The sequence below is a fragment of the Mesorhizobium sp. CA7 genome, from assembly GCF_020165015.1.
Lineage (GTDB): Bacteria > Pseudomonadota > Alphaproteobacteria > Rhizobiales > Rhizobiaceae > Mesorhizobium.
Genome location: NZ_JAIUHH010000004.1, coordinates 308210 through 328809, shown reverse-complemented (window position 1 = coordinate 328809; position 20600 = coordinate 308210). Strand labels below are relative to the sequence as shown.

The 20600-nt window shown below is 65.1% G+C and carries 16 protein-coding genes; 12 read left to right on the top strand and 4 right to left on the bottom strand.

The genetic code is table 11. The features are described from left to right. The first annotated feature begins 40 nt into the window (after positions 1 to 40). The 4 genes from LB552_RS11595 (at position 41) to LB552_RS11580 (ending at position 3889) form a co-directional block, all read left to right on the top strand. Entirely contained in the window at positions 41 to 1132 is a 1092-nt protein-coding gene (locus tag LB552_RS11595) for a methionine ABC transporter ATP-binding protein (RefSeq protein ID WP_224605501.1), read from the top strand. Beyond that, a complete protein-coding gene (locus LB552_RS11590; RefSeq protein ID WP_140844297.1) occupies positions 1113 to 1766 on the top strand; it encodes a methionine ABC transporter permease in 654 nt (217 codons plus the stop codon). The genes LB552_RS11595 and LB552_RS11590 overlap by 20 nt, the downstream gene beginning before the upstream one ends. A gap of 286 nt (positions 1767 to 2052) precedes the next feature. Next, positions 2053 to 3072, top strand: coding sequence for an isopenicillin N synthase family dioxygenase (locus tag LB552_RS11585; RefSeq protein ID WP_224605498.1), 1020 nt, complete (start codon positions 2053 to 2055; stop codon positions 3070 to 3072). Between the two features lie 463 nt (positions 3073 to 3535). Further along, positions 3536 to 3889, top strand: coding sequence for a hypothetical protein (locus LB552_RS11580; protein ID WP_224605496.1), 354 nt, complete (start codon positions 3536 to 3538; stop codon positions 3887 to 3889). Between the two features lie 134 nt (positions 3890 to 4023). Here the strand turns inward: LB552_RS11580 and LB552_RS11575 are convergent, their stop codons facing one another. Continuing rightward, a complete protein-coding gene (locus tag LB552_RS11575) occupies positions 4024 to 4926 on the bottom strand; it encodes a LysR family transcriptional regulator (protein WP_224605494.1) in 903 nt (300 codons plus the stop codon). 102 nt (positions 4927 to 5028) lie between these two features. Here LB552_RS11575 and LB552_RS11570 point away from each other — a divergent pair, with 102 nt between their 5' ends. Together LB552_RS11570 and LB552_RS11565 are read left to right on the top strand one after the other, a co-directional pair. Next, positions 5029 to 6015 (top strand): zinc-dependent alcohol dehydrogenase family protein, encoded by a 987-nt coding sequence (locus LB552_RS11570; RefSeq protein ID WP_224605492.1) that lies wholly within the window; start codon positions 5029 to 5031, stop codon positions 6013 to 6015. 99 nt (positions 6016 to 6114) lie between these two features. Next, positions 6115 to 7074: a dihydrodipicolinate synthase family protein gene (locus tag LB552_RS11565; protein WP_224605490.1), complete on the top strand. Its 960-nt coding sequence runs from the start codon at positions 6115 to 6117 to the stop codon at positions 7072 to 7074. A 73-nt stretch (positions 7075 to 7147) separates the two neighbouring features. Here the strand turns inward: LB552_RS11565 and LB552_RS11560 are convergent, their stop codons facing one another. After that, a complete protein-coding gene (locus tag LB552_RS11560) occupies positions 7148 to 8044 on the bottom strand; it encodes an AraC family transcriptional regulator (protein WP_224605488.1) in 897 nt (298 codons plus the stop codon). A gap of 149 nt (positions 8045 to 8193) precedes the next feature. On the opposite strand from LB552_RS11560, the gene LB552_RS11555 reads away from it, so the two are divergent. Continuing rightward, entirely contained in the window at positions 8194 to 8919 is a 726-nt protein-coding gene (locus LB552_RS11555; RefSeq protein ID WP_224605486.1) for an SDR family oxidoreductase, read from the top strand. 64 nt (positions 8920 to 8983) lie between these two features. On the opposite strand, the gene LB552_RS11550 is transcribed toward LB552_RS11555, so the two are convergent. Next, complete coding sequence (locus tag LB552_RS11550; protein WP_224605484.1) at positions 8984 to 12388, bottom strand: acyl-[ACP]--phospholipid O-acyltransferase; 3405 nt, start codon at positions 12386 to 12388, stop codon at positions 8984 to 8986. A 505-nt stretch (positions 12389 to 12893) separates the two neighbouring features. Between LB552_RS11550 and LB552_RS11545 the strand changes: the two genes are divergently transcribed. The 5 genes from LB552_RS11545 to LB552_RS11525 are packed head-to-tail and all read left to right on the top strand — an operon-like array spanning position 12894 to position 20319. After that, complete coding sequence (locus tag LB552_RS11545) at positions 12894 to 14294, top strand: SWIM zinc finger family protein (protein WP_224605482.1); 1401 nt, start codon at positions 12894 to 12896, stop codon at positions 14292 to 14294. Continuing rightward, the gene (locus LB552_RS11540; RefSeq protein WP_224605480.1) at positions 14291 to 15730 is read left to right on the top strand and encodes a DUF5691 domain-containing protein; all 1440 of its coding nucleotides are present in this window, start codon (positions 14291 to 14293) and stop codon (positions 15728 to 15730) included. Before LB552_RS11545 ends, LB552_RS11540 begins: the two co-directional genes overlap by 4 nt. Positions 15731 to 15749: 19 nt before the next feature. Next, a complete protein-coding gene (locus tag LB552_RS11535) occupies positions 15750 to 16829 on the top strand; it encodes an ATP-binding protein (protein ID WP_224601151.1) in 1080 nt (359 codons plus the stop codon). A 3-nt stretch (positions 16830 to 16832) separates the two neighbouring features. Beyond that, entirely contained in the window at positions 16833 to 19091 is a 2259-nt protein-coding gene (locus tag LB552_RS11530; protein WP_224605477.1) for a DUF5682 family protein, read from the top strand. Further along, positions 19084 to 20319, top strand: a complete 1236-nt coding sequence (locus LB552_RS11525) for a VWA domain-containing protein (protein WP_224605475.1) — start codon at positions 19084 to 19086, stop codon at positions 20317 to 20319. The genes LB552_RS11530 and LB552_RS11525 overlap by 8 nt, the downstream gene beginning before the upstream one ends. Before the next feature lie 22 nt (positions 20320 to 20341). Here the strand turns inward: LB552_RS11525 and LB552_RS11520 are convergent, their stop codons facing one another. Beyond that, the gene (locus LB552_RS11520) at positions 20342 to 20542 is read right to left on the bottom strand and encodes a hypothetical protein (protein ID WP_095768799.1); all 201 of its coding nucleotides are present in this window, start codon (positions 20540 to 20542) and stop codon (positions 20342 to 20344) included. Positions 20543 to 20600: the final 58 nt, after the last annotated feature.

Genomic DNA, 20600 nt, shown 5'->3' with positions numbered 1-20600 from the left:
GCCGCCGTCGCGTTTGCGCGGCACAGAAACGGACATAGAAATGAACCAGCATGTCACTGCCGAACGCGCCGACCCGATCCACATCCAGCCGACCGGGCGGGAAGACGTTGTCCGCCTCGTCGGCCTGAAGCGCCGCTTCGGCGCGACGGCGGCGCTGGACGGTGTCTCGCTGACCGTTCAGAAGGGCGAGATCCTCGGCATCATCGGCCGCAGCGGCGCCGGCAAGTCGACGCTGATCCGCTGTCTGAACGGGCTGGAGCGGCCCGATTCCGGCGAGGTCTTCATCGAGGGCCGCGAAATCGGCCGCCTGAGCGAACGCGAGCTGCAGCCGCTCCGCCGGCGCATCGGCATGGTTTTCCAGCACTTCAACCTTCTGTCGGCCAAGACCGTCGAGGAGAATGTCGCGCTGCCACTCAAGATCGAGGGCCGCCCGCGCGCCGAGCGCTTGGCCCGCGCGGCGGAACTGCTGCAGCTCGTCGGTCTGTCGGAGAAAGCCAAGGCCTATCCGGCGTCGCTGTCGGGCGGACAGAAGCAGCGTGTCGGCATCGCCAGGGCGCTCGCCGCGCGGCCGGCGCTGCTCTTGTCGGACGAGGCGACTTCGGCGCTCGATCCGGAGACGACGCGCTCGATCCTGGCGCTGCTTAAGGACATCAATTCCAGGCTCGGTCTCACAATCCTGCTCATCACCCACGAGATGGAGGTGATCCGTTCGATCGCCGACCGCGTGGCGGTGATCGATGCCGGCCGGATCGTCGAGGAGGGGGCCGTCTGGCAGGTCTTCGCCAATCCGAAATCGGAGATCACCCGCAGCCTGCTCGGCAGCATCCGGCCGCAATTGCCGCCCGAGATCGCCAGCCGGCTGGCTCCGGGCGAAGGCGCGGTAACGATTCTCCGGATCGATGTGGCCGGCGAGGCAGCGCGCGGTGCTTTGCTTTCCGATCTTGCCGCAGCGGTGCCAGGCCAATTCCGCCTGGTGCAGGGCGGCGTCGATCATGTCCAAGGTCAGCCTGTCGGCACGCTGTTCCTGGCCGTTGCCGGCGCTGAAGCCACGCATCTTGCGCGGGTGACGACATTCCTGAAGGACCGCGGCGCGCGGGTGGAGGTGCTTGGCCATGTCGCCGGTCCTGTTTGAACTCCTGCTTCGCTCGATCTGGGAAACGGTGCTGATGACCGGCGCGTCCGGTATCATATCGCTCGTCTTCGGCCTGCCGCTCGGCCTTGCCTTGGTCGCCACCGATCGCGGCGGCATCGCCGAGAGCCTTTGGGTCAACCGTACTCTCGGCGCCGTCATCAACGGCTTCCGGTCGGTTCCTTTCATCATTTTGCTGGTGGCGCTGATCCCGGTGACGCGGCTGATCGTCGGCACCTCGATCGGCACCTGGGCGGCGATCGTGCCGTTGTCGATCGCCGCCACGCCCTACTACGCCCGCATCGCCGAAGTGTCGCTGCGCGAGGTCGACCACGGGCTGATCGAGGCGGCGCGCGCCATGGGTGGCAACCGCTGGACGATCATCCGCGAGGTGCTGGTGCCGGAGGCGCTGCCGGGCATTGTCGCCGGCTTCACGGTGACGCTGGTGACGCTGGTCGGCGCCTCGGCCATGGCCGGCGCCATCGGTGCCGGCGGTCTCGGCGACCTGGCCATCCGCTACGGCTACCAACGCTTCGAGACCAGCGTCATGGTCGCCGTGGTCGTCGTTCTCATCGTGCTGGTCTGCGGCATCCAGTGGATCGGCGACCGGCTCGTCGCGCGGCTGGATCATCGCTGACCGGGCGAGCAAGGGCGCCGGCGCGAACGCAATTTGCCGCAAAAGACGGGAATTGAGCGCCGGCTTGCTCCGTTTGCAACGAGATTGGGCGGTGCGTTTCTTCACCCGCAATGGCGCGCATGTAATCGTGCCAAGGGGTCGCTAGAGCAATTCCAGGAAAAGTGCGTAGCGGTTTTCCGTTCGGAATTGCACCAAAACTAAAGAGAGCAATTCCAGGAAAAGTGCGCAGCAGTTTTCCGTCCGGAATTGCGAAAAACAAAGAGTTACCGCCAAGAGGAGCCTGTCCATGGCCAGAATAATCCCGGTGCTCGATCTCGATCGCCTGGAGCAGGGCGCATCGGAACTGCGGACATTTCTGTTCGATCTGCGTACCGCCGCGCGCGATGTCGGCTTCTTCTATCTGAGCGGCCACGGCATCACCCAGCCGGAGATCGATGCAGTGCTGGGCGCCGCGCGCCGCTTCTTCGCCTTGCCGGAGGCCGACAAGCTCGACATCGAAATGGTCAAGTCGCCACAGTTTCGCGGCTATACGCGCGCCGGCGGCGAGCTGACCAAAGGCAAGGCCGACTGGCGCGAGCAGCTCGACATCGGCGTCGAGCGCACGACGATTGTGCAAGGGCCGGGCGTGCCGGCCTGGACGCGGCTGCAGGGTCCGAACCAGTGGCCTGCCGCGCTTCCCGATCTGAAGCCCGCGCTGCTTGCCTGGCAGGCCAAGGCGACCGATGTGGCGATCCGGCTGCTGAAAGCCTTCGCGCTGTCGCTAGACCAGCCGGAGGATGCTTTCGATCCGATCTATCGCGGCGAACCCAACCATCGCATGAAGATCGTGCGCTATCCCGGCCGCAATGCCACCGGCGACGACCAGGGCGTCGGCGCGCACAAGGATGGCGGGTTTCTCACGCTTCTGCTGCAGGACGAGAACAAGGGCCTCCAGGTCGAATATGACGGCAGCTGGGTCGATGTCGACCCGATCCCGCGAACGCTCGTCGTCAACATCGGCGAGTTGCTGGAGCTCGCCTCGAACGGCTATCTCAGGGCAACCGTGCATCGCGTCGGCCCGCCGCCGGCCGGCGTCGAACGGATTTCGGTGCCGTTCTTCTTCAGCGCCCGGCTCGATGCCACGATCCCGCTGCTCGACCTGCCCGAGGAACTGGCGGCCGAAGCGCGCGGCCCGGCCAGCGATCCCGACAATCCGCTCTTCCGCAACGTCGGAACCAATGTGCTGAAAAGCCGCCTGCGGTCGCATCCCGACGTGGCGCGGCGTCACTATGCCGACCTTCTGGAAAAAGCAGCGGCCATCGGCTGACGATTTCGTTGGATTTGAGCGAGATTTTTTCGCGTTTCCCGTCTTTTTTGGAATTCCGTTCGTGGAAAATATGCCGCTTCAGGCCCACATAGGAACCATCGCTCGGTGTTTTCCTCCCATTGCGCCGGGCGATGTTCCCCTCTGAAGGTTATGACCTTCATACTTTGGCCGGGCCGCTTTCGCGCCCGGCCTTTTTCTTATCTGCGTCGGGAATCCTCCGGTCAGACCGGCGAAGCGCTCGGCCTACATTTGGATGTCGATCCCTTCACCGGCTCCGACTCGTCAGCCGCCGCCGCTCGAATATTTCGCGCGCTCGAACCTCAAGCGCATTTTCCTGGCTATTCCATCCTGACATGAATGCGCGAACCGTTGTGTTACGGTGTGGTGATGTTCACGGCATCCGCTCGGACCTGCCGTAAAGTGAAGAGGAGAGTTCGCCACGTCCAGGATCAGCCGCCGCGCCTTGCTTTTTCATTCCGGCTGCGCGGTCGTCGCCTCGACCGTCGCAGCAAACGGTCACAGCACGAAGGCGCCGAGGCGTGACCGGCAACCATCCAATGACCTGTTCGCCCTGATTGAGGCGCACAAGGCAGCGTACGCAGCGTTCGGCAAGGCCGTCCACACAAGGGGCAGCCATAGCCGTGACCACATCGAGGCCGGCCGAGAGGAGGAGAGGGCGCTGCTGGCCATCTGCGCCTATCGGGCGGTCAAGCAAGGCGACCGCCTGGCCAAGGCCCGATACCTTTTGGAGATCGAGGCGCGCGGCGAGCTCGACCTGCCAGAACACATGCAGGCCCTTCTGCGCTCTACGGTGTGAAAGGCATGAGACTTCCAGCGCATAGACCGTCGAACCCGCCGCAGTGCTGAAGGTTTCGGGGCTTACGATCATCTGTTCGCGAGGAAGGTGCTGACGTGGCTCGGTGTGATGCAGTGACTGAAATCGGCGTGGACTTAGCTCATCATCTTCGGCAATCCCACCGCCAGCGCGTCGACGGCCAGCCGCACTTTCAGCGGTAGATGCGGCGCCTGCAGCCGGAGCGCATGGCAGTCATAGAGATAGTCCCGTTGCTCAGGCAGCAGGCGGACCAGTGTGCCGCCCTCGATGCGTTGTCGCACCAGCCAGTATGGCAGCCAGGCCAGTCCCATGCCGTCGGTTGCCGCGTCGGCGATGGCGTCGAGGTCGTCGAGCCGCAGCCGGCCGGCGGGGGCGATCTGCGTCACCGAGTCATCGTCGCGCGTAAACAGCCATGGCTGCAGCACGTGGCCGAGCCGCCGGTAGACGATCGCCTGATGGCTGGCGATGTCTTCGGGCTGAAGCGGTCGGCCGAAGCTTTCGATGTAGGACGGCGACGCGCAGACGATCATGCGCTGCCGCGCGACGCGGCGCGCAATGATGCCGGCCCTGTCATCCAGCGTTCCGGTGCGGATCGCCAGGTCGAAACCGTCCTCGACGAGATCGACGAAGCGATCGCTGAGCGACAGGTCCAATTCCAGCGTCGGATAACGCCGGGCCAGCTCGATTAGGATCGGCGTGACGCAGTGGCGACCGAAATGCGCCGGCATCGTCACGCGCAGTGTGCCGCGCGGCTCGGACAACTGATCGGCTGCCAATGCATCGGCCGCTTGCGCTTCGGCCAGCACGATGCGGCAGCGCTCGTAATAGGCGCGCCCGAGATCGGTCAGGCTCTGCCGGCGCGTGGTGCGGTTGATGAGCCGCATGCCGAGCCGCTCTTCGAGGAAGCGGACATGCTTGCCGACCATCGGCCCCGACAGGTCGAGCGCCGCCGCGGCGGCCGCGAACGAGCCGAGATCGGCAGCCTTGACGAAGACCTCCATGCTTTCGAGGCGATCCATATTCAAAACCAATCGTTTCGACTGTTCTGCCTGTGTGCCGATTTATCGGTTCTCGATACCGTTGCATAGTCCATTCCATCGATTGGGTTTGGAGTTTCAGGCATGGCAAGGGTTGTTCGCTTTCACAGTCACGGCGGTCCCGAGGTGCTTCGCATCGAAGATATGGATGTTCCGTCGCCGGGGCCCGGCGAGGTGCGGATCCGCGTCAGGGCGCTGGGCTTGAACCGCGCCGAAGCCTTGATGCGCAACGGCTCTTACATCGAGACGCCGACGCTGCCGTCGGGCCTCGGCCTCGAAGCGGCGGGGGTGGTCGAGGCGGTGGGAGCCGGCGTGGAAGTCTTCGCACTGGGTGATGCGGTCAGCATCATCCCGCCGCGCTCGATGGCGCGCTGGCCGGCCTATGGCGAGCTCGTGAATTTCCCGGCCGAGCTTGTGGTGAAACATCCGCCATCGCTTTCATTCGAGGCCGCCGCCGCGACATGGATGCAATATCTCACCGCCTATGGCGCGCTGGTCGATATCGCACGTCTCGGCCCTGGCGAGCCTGTCGTCATCACCGCCGCGTCGAGCAGCGTCGGGCTCGCCGCCATCCAAATCGCCAACAGTATTGGCGCGGTGCCGATCGCCGTCACCCGAACATCGGCCAAGAAGACGGCGCTGCTCGATGCCGGCGCGGCGCATGTGGTGGCCTTGGCCGAGGAGGATATCGAAGCGAGGCTGAGGAAGATCGCACCGCAAGGCGTTCGCGTCGTCCTCGACGCGGTCGGCGGCCCGATCTTCACGCCGCTTACGGCCGCCATGGCGCGCGGCGGCATTCTCATCGAATATGGCGGCCTCAGCCCCGAGCCGACGCCGTTCCCGCTGTTCGATGTCCTGACGAAAACGTTGACGCTGCGCGGCTACCTCGTCCACGAGATCACCGGCGATCCCGCCCGGCTTGAAGCCGCCAAGGCCTTCATCCTCGACGGCCTCGCCACAGGCGCGCTGAAGCCGGTCATCGCCAGGACGTTTCCGTTCGAGAAGATCGCCGAGGCGCACCGTTTTTTGGAAGCAGGCGAACAGTTCGGCAAGATCGTGGTGACCGTTTGAGGCTCGCTTCAGCCGGAAAAGCGACTATCCGCTTGGCAAGCGGTGCTGCGCCGGGCCAAACTGGTCATTCCGCATGCCTGCCTCAAGGAGACTTCGAAGATGACCGCCAATGTTTTTTCCGGCTGCATGCCGGCGCTGATGACGCCTTGCACCGATGACCGACTTCCCGACTTCGACGCGCTGGTGCGCAAGGGGCGCGAGCTGATCGCCGCCGGCATGTCGGCCGTCGTCTATTGCGGCTCCATGGGCGACTGGCCGCTGCTGACCGACGCGCAGCGCATGGAAGGCGTCGAGCGCCTGGTGAAGGCCGGCGTCCCGGCGATCGTCGGCACCGGCGCGGTCAACACCGCCAGCGCCGTGGCGCATGCCGCCCATGCGCAAAAGGTCGGCGCGCGGGGCCTGATGGTCATCCCGCGCGTTCTCTCGCGCGGGCCGTCGGTGGCGGCGCAGCGTCATCATTTCAAGGCGATCCTTGCCGCCGCGCCCGACCTGCCGGCCGTCATCTACAACAGTCCCTATTACGGCTTTGCCACGCGCGCCGACCTTTTCTTCGCGCTGCGCGCCGAGCATCCGAACCTGGTCGGCTTCAAGGAATTCGGCGGCCCGGCGGATTTGCGCTATGCGGCCGAAAACATAACCAGCCGCGACGATGACGTTGCGCTGATGATCGGCGTCGACACCGCCGTCTTCCACGGCTTCGTCAATTGCGGCGCTTCGGGCGCCATCACCGGCATCGGCAATGTCCTGCCCAAGGAAGTGCTGCATCTGGTGGGCCTCAGCCAGGCGGCGGCGCAAGGCGATGCCGAAGCGCGCCGGCTGGCGCAGGAACTGGACGCGGCACTGGCCGTGCTGTCCTCTTTCGACGAGGGACCGGACCTCGTGCTCTATTTCAAGCACATGATGGTGCTGAAGGGTAATCCCGAATACAGGTTGCACTTCAACGAGACGGACGCGCTGAGCGACAGCCAACGCGGTTATGCCGAGCAGCAGCTCAAGCTCTTCGACACCTGGTATGCCCAGTGGTCGAGGCAGCCCGTCATGGCAAGATACGCGGCCTGAGCCGATCGGTCCGGCGCAAAGTCTCCGGCGATGCAGGGCCTGTTGACAGGCTGCACCCCGTTCGGCCAAAGCCTCAATAGGCCGCGGCCGAGCCGGGTATAGCCTGAAGACGCTCGATGTCCTGACGGGGCGGGGCGCCGAACAGGCGCCGATATTCGCGGCTGAACTGGGACGGGCTGTCATAGCCGACCGCGAAACCGGCCGTGCCGGCGTTGGCCCCGTCGGCCAGCATCAGCCTTCGCGCTTCCTGCAGGCGTAGCTGCTTTTGATATTCCAGCGGGGTCATGCGCGTGATCGCCTTGAAGTGAGCATGAAGCGACGACGCGCTCATGCCTGACGCCGCGGCAATTTCGTCGATCCGCAGTTGCGCCTGGAATCCGCTCCGAATCGTGGCGATCGCACGGCTCACTTGGTTCAGGTGGCTATCCACGGTTCCCATTTGACGAAGCGTTGCGCCATGCGGACCGGTAAGCAGACGGTAGAGGATTTCGCGCTCTATCAGCGGGGCCAGAACATCGATGGTTTCGGGGCGATCGAGCAGCTTCACCAATCGGCCCGCGGCATCGATCAGGTCCGGGTCGCTTGGATAGACAGCAAGCACAGGCAAGTCCTTTTCGCCAGAAGCCCGCCGCTCCGTCACCAGCAGATCGGCAAGTGCCGCGAGGTCGAAGTCGATCTTGCAGCATAGATATGGCGCGGCCGGACTGGCCTCGAGAACATGGCCGACCAGAGGCAGGTCGACCGAAACAAGAAGATAGCTCGATGCATCATAGACCACGCTCTGGTCTGCCAGCGAGACGCGCTTCGACCCTTGGGCGATTATGCAAAGCGAGGCTTCATAGACCGCCGGCACCGGCGCGCTGGGCCGGTCGGCACGAATGAGCGTCAGCCGGGGGATCGCGGTGCTTGAAATGCCGGGATTCCTGGCATGCCGGGCAATCAGCCCGGCCAGTTCGGTGATTTTTTCCATGCCGCATAAATCTGCATGACGCGGAATGTTGCAAGGCTTGTCCGCCTCGTTTGGAGGATTGTGCAAATTCTTTGGACGATCACGCTACCGGTCTTCGCCTGTGCGGCGCCATTTTCCATCCCGTCACCGCAAGCCAAAAAGGAACGATCATGACGGGACTGAAAGACAAGGTTGTACTCATCACCGGCGCATCGAGCGGCATCGGCGAGGCGACGGTGCGAGAGCTTGCCGCGGCCGGCGCCAGACTGTTCATCGGAGCCCGACGCGCCGAGCGTCTGAAGGCGCTGGCCGAGGAAATCGGCGAACGCATCGCCTGGCGCGAGCTCGACGTAACGGATGCCGAGAGCTTCGAGGCTTTCGCCGATGCCGCTCATGCCCAATTCGGCCGGATCGATGCGCTGGTCAACAATGCCGGCGTCATGCCGCTATCGCCGCTTGCCGCGCTGAAGCGCGATGAGTGGGCGCGCATGATAAACGTCAACATCTTTGGCGTGCTGAACGGGATCGCTTCGGTGCTGCCGCGCTTCGTCGCGCAGAAAAACGGGCACATCGTCAACGTGGCGTCCGTCGGCGCGCATCTCGTGCTGCCCACCGCGGCGGTCTACTGTGGCACGAAATACGCGGTGTGGGCGATCACCGAAGGCCTGCGGCAGGAGCACGACGACATCCGCGCCACGATCATCTCCCCCGGCGTGACAGCGACCGAATTGGGCGACGACATCAGCGACCCGCAGGTGGCAGCGGCTTTGAAAGAGTGGCGGCAAAAGTCGCTGACGCCGGACGCCATCGCCCGCGCAATCCGCTTCGCGCTCGAACAGCCCGACGGCGTCGACGTCAACGAAGTGATCGTGCGCCCGACCGCCGCCAACATGTGAGTGAACGTCAGGGACTGGCAATGAACAGGCCGGAGCTTGTTGCCGGCCTGTTCGCACGCGCGGGTCAGGCGGCCTTGACCTTCAGGTCTTCCTCGCCGCGCACCATCCTGGTCACGCCGGCGAAGTCGAGCTTGCCGGAACCGAGCACCGGCACTTTCGCCACGACGCGCACTTCGGCCGGCACCATCAGGTCCATGGCCCCGTTCGCCTTGGCGAAGGTCAGGAACTCGGCGCGGGTGGCGCCGGGCGCTTCCGTGATCAGGATCAGCTTCTCGCCCTTGCGCGCGTCCGGCAGTGTGGCGACGGCCGACAGCGAGCCTTTCCACAATTCGCCCGCCAGCGCCTCCACCGCGGCAAGCGAAACCATCTCGCCACCGATCTTGGCGAAACGCTTGGCGCGGCCACGGATCGAGATGAAGCCCGCATCGTCGACGGTGACGACATCGCCGGTGTCGTGCCAGCCGTTTTCCAGCGGCTCGATCACGCCAGGATTCTCGGCGCGCAGATAGCCGGCCATGACGTTGGGGCCGCGCACGAAAAGGCGGCCGCCTTCGTCGACGCCGGGCACCGGCTCGAGACGGTACTCCATGCCGGGCATGATCTTACCGACGCTGCCCGATTTGTTGTACATCGGCGTGTTGATGGCGATCACCGGCGCGGTTTCGGTCACGCCGTAGCCCTCCAGGATGCGCAGGCCGAACTTCTCCATATAGGTCGTGCGCGTGGCGGCCTTGACCGGCTCGGCGCCCGCGAAGCAGTAGCGCACCGAGCGGAAGTCGTAAGGGTGCGCCGTGCGGGCATAGCCGGAGAGGAACGTGTCGGTGCCGAAGATGATCGTCGCGTTCGACCCGTAGATCAGTTCCGGCACGATGCGGTAGTGCAGCGGCGAGGGGTAGAAATAGACCGGCACGCCGGAGATCAGCGGCAGCACCGTGCCTGCCGTCATGCCGAAGGAGTGGAAGATCGGCAGCACGTTGAACACCTTGTCGCCCGAATGGAAGTCGATGCGCGAGGCGGCCTGGGCGGCATTGGCCAGGATGTTGCGGTGGGTGAGCACCACGCCCTTGGGCGTGCCTTCCGAGCCCGAGGTGAACAGGATCGCTGCCGGATCGTCCGCCTTGCGCGCCACCCGCGGCGTCGTCTTGCGCAACAGGCCGAGCAGCTTGTCCTTGAGGCCAATCGTGGCCCGCAGGTCGTCGAGCCAGACGATGTCGACCGAGCGGCCGATCTCCTCGACGACCGGCCCGAGCTTTGCCTGTTCGACGAAGGCGCGGGAGGTGAGCACGGTGCGCACCTCGGCCGCCTTGCAGGCCGACAGGATGTTCGCTGCACCGGCGGTGAAGTTGATCATCGCCGGAACCTTGCCGGCCGACATCACGCCGAGAAGTGCCGCGCAGGCGCCGTTGGCGTTGGGCAGCATGATGCCCAATGTCTGCTGGCCGGCATAGAGATGCTCGAACTTCTCGCCGAGCACGGCGGCGGCCGTCAGCAGCTTGCCGTAGCTCAGCGACCCGGTAACCGGATCCTGCACGGCGAGCTCCTTCATGCCGCGCTCGTTGGCGGTCTCGATGATCTTCTCCAGCACCGTCTTGCCGATCTCCTGGGTGCGGAAGACCAGGTCCGACATCACCTGGTAGAGCGCGGAGCCGGCCGCGGCGCGACGCTGGCGGCCCTTCAGTTCCTGCGCGACTTCGAGCTTCACCGGCTCCAGTATGGTCACCTTGACCTTCGGGAACAGGCGGCGGCGCACATGCTGCGAGGTCAGTCGCGAGAAGTAGCTCTTCTCCAGCCCCTCGATGCGCACCGGCACCACCATCGAGCTGGTCTTGTCGGCCACCATGGCCGCGCCGTCATAGACCTTCATCAGGCCGCCGGTGACAGTGATGCGGCCTTCCGGGAAGATGACCAGCGGGTCGCCGCCCTGCACGATCTTGATCAGCGTGCGGGTCGACATAGGTTTCGCGGGATTGAGCGGCAGCGCGCGAGCAAGCTTCATGAACGGCTTCATCCACCAGGCCTGTGCGATCGTATAGTCGATGGCGAAGACTGGTTCCTCGTCGGTCAGGGTCAGGGCCAGCGGACCGTCGAGGAAGCTGACATGGTTGAGCGCCAGGATCGGCGCCTTGCCGGCCGCCTTGAGGTTTTCGATGCCCTCGATCTCCAGGCGCAGGAAGGCGCGGAAGAGGATAGAGACGAAGTCGCGGAAGGGGTTGGTCGGCAGATATTTCAGCATCAGCCAGGCGGCGAGGGCATTGGCCGCGACAAGGCCGAACAGGATGCCGGCGATCGAGACGCCTGCAGCCTGGATGGCCGCGACGAGAATGCCGCCGACGGTCATGAAGCCCGCATTGACGATGCTGACCGCGGCGACGACGCGGGCGCGTCGCGCTTCCGGCGACCAGGCCTGCACGGCGGCGAAGGTCGGCACCACCAGGAAGGCGGCGGCGATGGCCATGCCGGCGAGGTCGATGGCGACACGAATGGTGTTCGGCCCGGCGAAGAAGGCGGCAAGCGTCTCGGCCTTGGGCGAGGGCTGCATGCTGCCGATGGTCCAGGCCAGATGCAGGCCGAACAGCGCCAGCAGCGCGGTGCCGACCGGCGCCGGCAGCAGCACCATGCGCCCTTGCGACATCCAGGCGGCGATGGCCGAGCCGATGGCAATCGAGACGGCGAACACGGCAAGATAGGCGGTGACCGCGATCTCGTTGCCGCCGAGCGAATCCTTGATCAGCGTCGGCAGGATCGACAGCACGATGGCGCCGACCAGCCAGAACCAGGAGGTCATCAAGCCGGCACGCCAGATGCGCGTGTCGGTGCGCAAGTCGGCGACCTGCCGCCAGGTCGAGCGGAAGATGTTCTTGTCGATGGCAAGGTTGGGCGCGGCCGAACCGGTGGACGGTATATAGCGGCTGACGAACCAGCAGCCGACGGCCAGCGCCATCATGATCGGTCCGAACACCCAAACGCCGATACCATCGGCGGAGACGACGCCGCCGGCGATGGTGCCGCCGAGGATCGCTGCGAACGTGGCCGACTCGATCCAGGCATTGGCCTTTGGCAGTTCCTTGCGCTCGAGATGATCCGGCAGGATGCCGTATTTGATCGGCCCGAACAGCGCCGAGATGGTGCCGAACATCAACAGCGCCGTCATCAGCACCGGGATCGACGACAGCGCGATGCCGGCGACGGCAACGGCGGCCGCGGCGATCTCGGTGAACTTCAGCCGCCGCGCGATCAGCGCCTTGTCGAAGCGGTCGGCGATCTCGCCGCCAAGCGCCGACAGCAGCAGGAAGGGCGCCATGAAGACAGCCCCCGCCAGCGTCACCAGCGACGCGGCCTGGTCCTTGGCAAGCGTGAAGAGAATGAGGAACACCAGCGTGTTCTTCAGGAAATTGTCATTGAAGGCTGAGAGGAATTGCGTCCAGAAGAGAGGCGCGAAGCGCCGCGACATCATCAGATGGGTGTTCATGGCAATTTCCATTGGGCAAGTCCGGCTGGCAATCCGATTGGACGGAGCGGACACTTGCGCGGTTCGAGCCTTGTTTATCGGGAAGCCGTTAAACTTCGTTACTGCGATTCAATCCAATCCATTTGTTTCTTGTTCTTGGCGCCTGGAATCTGTCGTCCGCGATCGGTCTCCAGGCCTTCCAGGCACGTGACTGTTTGCGGGCTTGGCTGTCGGCGAGCATCGATATGATCCTTTCGTTTCAGCGTTAAGCCGGATCGGCGCCGGTCTGTTTCAGGCCGGATACATTGCCTTGAACGTTGTTCACGAACGCACTATAGCATATCGTGAACGACGTTCAAGAGAAAAATGAACGATGTTCACAAATGGCCTGACCGGTGCTGTCAGGAGAGCAACGGAATGTTAGACAGGTTCTCAAATTTACGGCGGCTGGAGCTACACCGGCGCGCCGCAAACGGCTATCAATCGTTGCGACGTCATTGCTTCGGGGTGGTGAGAGGCGCGCGGCTTGCAGCTGGATTTGAAGACAATCGAGGCATTGGCCCCCGATCAGGCTTCGCTTGGCGCCGCGGCCAAGCTGACCAAGCGGTCGAACTGGCCCAGGCTTGAAGCACATGAACAGCTTCCGCTCATCTGGGGCGAATGCCAGGGCTCAGGATCCAACCCGTACCGGGTCGCATTCGACACCTCCGATCACGGCTATAAATGCACGTGTCCGTCGCGAAAATTTCCGTGCAAGCACATACTCGCGTTGGCGTGGATCGGTGCCACGGCGCCCGACAGCTTCGCGCGTGTCGACCAGACGCCCGACTGGGTGAACGACTGGCTCGGCCGGCGCCGCAAGCCAGGATCGCCGCCGGCGCAGGCGCCCGCGCGCGCGGAGGGCAAAAGCATCGACGAGGCATCGCGGCCGGAAGAGACCGCTCCTGTTGAGGACGCTGCTGCCGCCGAACGCCGCGAGGCCGCGCAGCGCAAGCGGGCCGAGGACACGCGCAGCGCGGTTTCTGCGGCGCTCGATGAGCTCGACCAATGGATTGCCGACCAGCTTCGGCTCGGTCTCGCCGGCTTTGTCGGCGCCAGCAGTGGACGCTGCCGCCGCATCGCGGCGCGTCTTGTCGATCTGAAGGCGACGACGCTCGCCGGGCGCATCGACGAGTTGCCGGCGCGGCTGATGGCGCTGCGCGGCGAGGAGCGCCCGGACGCCGCCATCCGCGAGCTCGGCAAGCTGGTGCTGCTCGGCAAGGCTTGGCGTGCCGCGCCCGACGATGCCGAATTGAAGCGCCTGGTCTCGACGTCGGAGACGCGCGACCAGATCCTCGCCAACCCCGATGCCGTCCGGGTCGAGAGCGACTGGGAGGTGCTTGGCGAAAAGATCGAGACGCGGCGCGACGGCCTTGTAAGCCACGCCACCTGGTTGCTCGATCTCAGGAGTCCAACTCCACGATTTGCACTCCTGCTCGATTTCTTCCCGGCATCAGCGGGGCGGCGCTCCGGCGCTTTTGCCCCCGGGGACCGCTTCAAGGCGAGGCTGGTGTTCTATCCATCCCGCAATCCGCTCAGGGCGCTGGTCGCGGAGCGGCTGGGCGACGCGTCGCCTGGCGCATGGCCGGCGTTCGCCGGCGGCGCCGAGACCGATCCGCTCGCCGCTTATTCCGTATTCCAGGACAAAACGCCTTGGTTGTCCGATTGCCCGCTCATCCTGCCGGCCGGCGCGATCGCGCTGGACGAAAGGGACGGCGCCTGGTGGCAGGCGGCGAACGATCCGCATGGCATTGCCTTGCCTGTCGCGGGTTCGGTCGATCAAACCTTGCTCGGTCTCGACCTCGCGGCGACGGCCGCGCTCTGGAACGGCGCGAGGCTCGAGCTTCTGGCTTCGCAAAGCAGCATGGGGAGGCTCGACCTGTCGTGAACGAGCTCGATCAGGCAGGGGTGGCGAGGCTGCGCGACGGCTGGATTTCCGGCGGCGCTGCTTTCGAATTTGCTCCCGCCGAATGGAAGGGAGTCGCGGCGGCGGCCAACCCGGACGAGCAGGAGCGGCGGCTGCTGGCCATTGCCGCGCAGGCGCTGGATGTCGCGCTTCGCCCGGCGGCGCCGAAGACCTTGAAACGCCGTCCGCCACTGCCATTGCTGGCCTTGCCGATGCTTCCCGAACGGCTGCGGCCGTCGCTGCGTGCCGCACTGAAATATGCAGCCGGTGCGCGGCTCAAGACCCGCGTGGCCACGCTCGTCGCCAGCCGAGGCTTCGTGCTGCATCCGATGGACTGGATGCCCGCTGTGACGGATCAGGAAAGCCCTGATGTCTATGCGCCTTGGGTCGACTGGCAGGCAGGTGCCGAAGGCGAAAAACGGTCCGGCCGCGAGCAACTGACGGCGGAAACCTGGGACGACTTCTATCCAGCCGCGCGCCGTATTGCCTTGATTGATTTACGGCGCACCAGGCCTGCCTTGGCGCGGACTCTCATCGAGACCAAAGGGACAAGCGAACCGGCGGAGGTCAGGCTTCCACTTGTCGAACTCATGCGTTTCGGCCTTGGTACCGATGACGTTCCGTTTCTGAAGAGCTTGTCTGCCGATCGCTCCGGCAAAGTGCGCGAAATGGCCGGCCGGCTCCTGGCAAGGTTGGGCGAACGTGGCAATCCAACTGATGGCGGGCCGGAGAATCCGATAGCCGAGCTCGCCGCTTTCATCGAGGAAGGCAAATCCGGCTTCATCCGGCGCCGCACCACCTATGCGCCGATAAAAATCAAGTCGCCCGCGCAACAGGCACGTCGCGCCGACTTGTTCGCGTCTTGTTATTTCGGCGATCTCGTCGCCCGCTTCGGCAAGGCGGAGTCCGATTTCATCGGGTCATGGCAGTTTGGCGTCGATGATAATGCCGACCTCTTTCTCGTTCGAATGGTCTCGGCGTCCGGCGGCGATGCGGCGGTGGCTTGTTTGGCGGACCTGCTCGTCGCCGCCGGCGGCAGGTTGGCGCTTCTCGTCCTCCAGCTCATGTTGCGTTTGGACGGCGGCAGGAAACGTCTCCTGATCAGGCAGATCCTGAATGACGCGCAAAATCTGGCCGCGCTCACCCTAGTCGAAGGCGCGGAAGCAGGCTGGCTGGAATGGGGCGACCTCACAAGCGGCAAGACGCTTTCGGCGCTGCGTGCCGCCGTCTCGGGTGACAACGACATCATGAAACGAAGCGCCGAGCAGTATCTCGAAACCATGGGTTTTCTCGCCACGGCGGCGACGGCGGAAAAATTGATCGGCGAGGTCGTTGCCGCAGGCTTGCCGCCCGCATCCCCATCGCTCGGTCTGCTGCGGCTCAACGCGGCGCTTGCCGAGAATCAATCCCACAGATGATCAAGCTGGAGACGATCGCATGAATGCAGCCATCCGCCTTCCGGTCGAAGAAATCTATGCGTCCGAACTGCAGGCGCTGGCGCGCGGCGACAACCGTCAGAAGCCTGCCGGCTGGAGCCTCTCGCCCAAAGCAGTGCTCACCTATCTGATGGGCGGCAAGGCCAGCGACGGCACGGTGATTTCGCCGAAATATGTCGGCCGCCGGCAATTGATGGAAACGGCGGTCGCCACTTTGGCTACCGACCGGGCGCTGCTTCTGCTCGGCGTTCCCGGGACGGCGAAATCCTGGGTGTCGGAACATCTCGCCGGCGCCATCATGGGAAACTCGACGCTGGTCGTGCAATGCACCGCCGGTACCGACGAGAACCAGATCCGCTATGGCTGGAACTATGCCCAGCTGTTGGCCAAGGGCCCGAGCCAGGAGGCGCTGGTGCCGACCCCGCTCTACCGCGCCATGCAGGACGGCAAGCTCTGTCGCCTGGAAGAGTTGACGCGCATGGGCTCCGACGTCCAGGACACGCTGATCACCGTGCTCTCGGAAAAGATGATGCCGGTGCCGGAATTGAACACTTCGATTTATGCGCAGCGCGGCTTCAACATCATCGCCACGGCCAACAACCGCGACAAGGGCGTCAACGAGCTCTCCTCGGCGCTGAAGCGTCGCTTCAATGTCGTGGTGCTGCCCTTGCCTGAGGACATGAACGAGGAAGTCTCCATCGTCTCCCGGCGCGTCGGCGAGATGGCCGGTGGGCTTGACCTGCCGGTGCCGAAGAATGTCGGCGAGGAGATCGCCCGCGTGCTCACCATCTTCCGTGAGCTGCGCTCGGGCGCGACCGCCGACGGCAAGGTGACGCTGAAGACGCCGTCGGGCTCGCTGTCCACTGCCGAGGCGATCGCCACGATGGTCGGCGGCCTCAGCCAGGCGGCCTGGTTCGACGACGGCAAGCTTCACGCCGCGGGCCTTGCCTCGAGCCTTGTCGGCGCCATCGTCAAGGATCCGGTGCAAGACAAGGTGGTGCTGGAGGAATATCTGGAGACGGTGCTCAAGAAGCGGCCGGACTATGCCGGCTATTACGCGGCGCTCAACGCGGCCATCTGAGCGATGACTGAAGGCGGCATCAGCTATTTCGGCATTCGCCATCACGGGCCGGGCTCCGCCGAGAGCCTGGTCAAGGCGTTGCAGGAATTGCGGCCCGTCGCCGTGCTGGTCGAGGGGCCGGTGGACGCCACGCCGCTGCTGCCGCTGCTCGCCAGCCCCGACATGAAGCCGCCGGTGGCGCTGCTCTGCTATCCCGAGGATGATCCCGCGGCAACCCGGTTCTGGCCTTTCGCCGAATTCTCGCCCGAGTACCAGGCGGCGCTGTGGGCCGTAGCCAACAAAGCGGCGCTTCGCTTCATCGACCTGCCGTCGGCGGCGCGGCTGGCCGAGAAGGCGGCTGAAAGTGCGACGGACGCCGATGGGGCCGAAGCGGAGGCGACGGAAGAGCAGGGCGAGGAGGCCGAACGCATCCGAGATCCGATCGGCACCCTGGCGCGCGCCGCCGGCTACGAGGACGGCGAGAGCTGGTGGTCGGATATCATCGAGCAGAATCCTGCACCCGGCCCGATCTTCGCGGCCATTGCCGACGCGATGACGACGCTGCGCGACGGCGAGGGTGCGATCGGCAGCTTCGAGGCGATGCGCGAGGCGCATATGCGTCTCGGGATCGCCGCCGCGCGAAAGGAATTCGACGGACCGTTGGCCGTCGTCTGCGGCGCGTGGCACGTGCCGGCCCTTCGGGCGGCGCACACGCAAAAGAGCGACCAGGCGTTGCTCAAGGGCATCGGCCGACGCAAGACCACGATGACCTTCGCGCCATGGACCGGACCGCGCCTCGCGCTGGGCTATGGCTATGGCGCGGGCGTCGTCGCTCCCGGCTGGTGCAAGCATCTGTGGGCGACGCGCGGGCGCGATGATACCTCGGTCCTTTGGCTGGCGCGGATCGCCGCGGTGCTCAGGGGTAAGGGCCATATGGTTTCCACGGCCTCTCTGATCGAGGCAGAGCGCTTGGCTCGCGCGCTCGCCGCCATCCGCGACAGGCCGAAGCCCGGCTTCGAGGAATTGCGCGACGCCTCGGTCTCAGCGCTCTTCAACGGCGAGGCTTTGCTGTGGAAGATGGTCGAGGCCGAGCTGCTGCTCGGCGCCGATGTCGGCGAGATTCCACCCGACACGCCGCTTGCCCCACTGATCGATGATCTGCAGCGCAACCAGAAGGCGGCCCGGCTGAAGCCCGAAGCCCTTGAGCGGGAACTTTCCGTAGACCTGCGCAGCGAGAGCGGGCTCTTCCGCTCGACATTGCTGCACCGGCTGAATGTGCTTGGCGTCAACTGGGGCAGGCTGACGGATGTCGGCCGCAGTCGCGGCACGTTCCGCGAGCGCTGGATGCTGGCCTGGCAACCGGAATATGCGGTTCGCCTGGTCGAGAACCTGGTCTATGGGCCGACCATCGAGAAGGCCGCCAATGGCCGCCTGATCCAGATGATCGGCGCGGCCGCGACACTGGATATGCTTGCCACACTCGTGCAAAACGCGATCACGGCGGGGCTGAGCGAGGCGTCCGCCGCCGGGCTCGCGGCGCTGGAGGAAAAGGCGGCGCACAGCAGCGAGTGCCTGGAGCTGCTGGCCTCGGTGCCGCCGCTGGCCGACATCATCCGCTACGGCGAGGCGCGCAAAACCGAGACCGAACGCCTCGCCGGCCTCTTGGAACGGTTGATCATCGAAGGATCGATCGCGCTGCCTTATGCGGCGCGCGACCTCGACGCGCAGGCCGCCGCGGCGTTGATGGCCGCGTTGCGCAAGGCCGACGAGGCGATCAGGCTGGTCGAACCGGACGAGCATGTCCTGGAGGCCTGGCGCAACGGTCTGGCTGCCGTGCTCGATTCATCGCGCTCGACGGCGCTCGTCGCCGGTTGCGCCGCGCATCTGCTCTACGAGCACGGCCGGCTCTCCGCCGAAGCAACCGCCAATCTGCTCGCAAAGCGTCTGTCGCCGGGAACGCCCGTTGCCGATGCCGCGGCATTCTTCGAAGGCTTTTTCAGCGGCGCCGGCCAGAGGCTGATCTACGACGCAGGGTTGCGCGGCGCCGTCGATGCCTGGTTGGCCTCGCTCGAAGAGGAAGCTTTCGTGGCGCATCTGCCGCTGCTGCGCCGCGTCTTTACCAACCTCGACAGCATGGAGCGCCGGCGCCTGATCGAGGCCGTGCTTGGCAAGAGAGCGAGCCTGCCCACCGGACTGACGCCGGCGCCGGACGGCGGCGAGGCCTGGCGCAGGCATTTTGCCCTTCTTGGAAAGCTGCTCGCAGGGGAGCCCCGCCATGGCTGACGAAGCGACTGGGCCGGAGCTCGATCAGACGCTGGACAGTCGGGAGCGTCGCTGGCGGCTGGCGATTGGCGCCGACGAGGAGACATCGTCGGCGCTCTCGGCCGAGGATCGGCGGCTGTCTGCGGCGCTCGACGCGCTTTATGGCGACGGCAGCGGCGACACCGCCGGCGATCCACGTAAGCGGCGTGGCGGGCTTGGCCGCTCGGCGCCGCGCGTCGCTCAATGGATGGGCGACATCCGCTCCTTCTTCCCCGAGCAGGTCGTGCAGGTCGTGCAGAAGGACGCCTTCGAGCGCCTGAACCTGAAGCAGATGCTGATGGAGCCGGAATTCCTCAAGGCGATCGAGGCCGACGTTAATCTCGTCGCCGACCTGATCTCGCTGCGCTCGGCAATGCCGGACAAGACCAAGGACATCGCGCGCTCGATCATTACCGATATTGTCGCGAAGCTGATGCAGCGTCTGGAGCAGAAGACCGCGGAGGCGATCCGTGGCGCGCTCGATAAGTCGCGGCGCACCAACCGCCCGCGCCAGCGCGACATCGATTGGCCGCGCACCATTACGGCGAACCTTCGCCACTACCAGCCGGACCACAAGACCGTCGTACCGGAAAAGCTGGTCGGCTTCATGCGCCGCCAGCGGCGGCTGGTCGATCTCGACGAGGTGACGCTCTGCGTCGACCAGTCCGGCTCGATGGCAAGCTCAGTGATCTACGCCTCGATTTTTGCCGCCGTGATGGCGTCACTGCCGGTCGTGCGCACCAAGCTCGTATGTTTCGACACCGCCATCGTCGATCTGACCGAAGAGCTCAGCGATCCGGTCGAGGTGCTGTTCGGCGTCCAGCTCGGCGGCGGCACCGATATCAACCAAGCCGTCGCCTATTGCGCCGAGCGCATCGAGCGGCCGACCAAGGCGCATTTCATCTTGATCACCGATCTCTACGAGGGCGGCAACGGCAAGGAGCTTCTGCAAAGGCTGGCGACGCTGGTGCGGTCGGGCGTCAACGTGGTCGTGTTGCTCGCGCTCACCGACCAGGGCCGCCCCGGCTACGACCCTTCCATGGCCGGCTCGGTCGCGGCGCTGGGCATTCCGGTCTTTGCCTGCACGCCGGATCACTTCCCCGACATGATGGCGGCGTCGCTGCGTCGCGAGGACATCGGTGCCTGGGCGGCAGGGGCCGACATCAAGCTCGTTCGCGCCGACGCGGAAGAGCCAAAAACGGATGCGTGAGGCACTCGCCTGGCTTTAGACTCTATTTGTTCGTGCGCATTTTTTGCCGCGGATTGATGCCGCCGCTGGCCGTTGTGTCGTTCTCGACGTCGCCTTCGGTCGTGTTCTCGCCGAGCTCGAGATCATCGCCTTCCTTGATGCTGCCCTTTGACGTTCCGATGCCTGGATTGTTTTCCAGATCGGCGTCGCTCGGTTTGCGCGATTTGAGATGCTTGGTGCTCATGGCAGGCTCCTTCCAAGATTTGCTGGATGAGGAACTGATTGGCCGAAGCGAATGTTCC

Coding starts and splice junctions, on each gene's coding strand:
- LB552_RS11565 (WP_224605490.1), top strand. CDS start 6,115: ATGACCGCCAATGTTTTTTCCGGCTGCATGCCGGCGCTGATGACGCCT.
- LB552_RS11585 (WP_224605498.1), top strand. CDS start 2,053: ATGGCCAGAATAATCCCGGTGCTCGATCTCGATCGCCTGGAGCAGGGC.
- LB552_RS11525 (WP_224605475.1), top strand. CDS start 19,084: ATGGCTGACGAAGCGACTGGGCCGGAGCTCGATCAGACGCTGGACAGT.
- LB552_RS11555 (WP_224605486.1), top strand. CDS start 8,194: ATGACGGGACTGAAAGACAAGGTTGTACTCATCACCGGCGCATCGAGC.
- LB552_RS11570 (WP_224605492.1), top strand. CDS start 5,029: ATGGCAAGGGTTGTTCGCTTTCACAGTCACGGCGGTCCCGAGGTGCTT.
- LB552_RS11590 (WP_140844297.1), top strand. CDS start 1,113: ATGTCGCCGGTCCTGTTTGAACTCCTGCTTCGCTCGATCTGGGAAACG.
- LB552_RS11520 (WP_095768799.1), bottom strand. CDS start 20,542: ATGAGCACCAAGCATCTCAAATCGCGCAAACCGAGCGACGCCGATCTG.
- LB552_RS11550 (WP_224605484.1), bottom strand. CDS start 12,388: ATGAACACCCATCTGATGATGTCGCGGCGCTTCGCGCCTCTCTTCTGG.
- LB552_RS11575 (WP_224605494.1), bottom strand. CDS start 4,926: ATGGATCGCCTCGAAAGCATGGAGGTCTTCGTCAAGGCTGCCGATCTC.
- LB552_RS11530 (WP_224605477.1), top strand. CDS start 16,833: ATGACTGAAGGCGGCATCAGCTATTTCGGCATTCGCCATCACGGGCCG.
- LB552_RS11535 (WP_224601151.1), top strand. CDS start 15,750: ATGAATGCAGCCATCCGCCTTCCGGTCGAAGAAATCTATGCGTCCGAA.
- LB552_RS11560 (WP_224605488.1), bottom strand. CDS start 8,044: ATGGAAAAAATCACCGAACTGGCCGGGCTGATTGCCCGGCATGCCAGG.
- LB552_RS11595 (WP_224605501.1), top strand. CDS start 41: ATGAACCAGCATGTCACTGCCGAACGCGCCGACCCGATCCACATCCAG.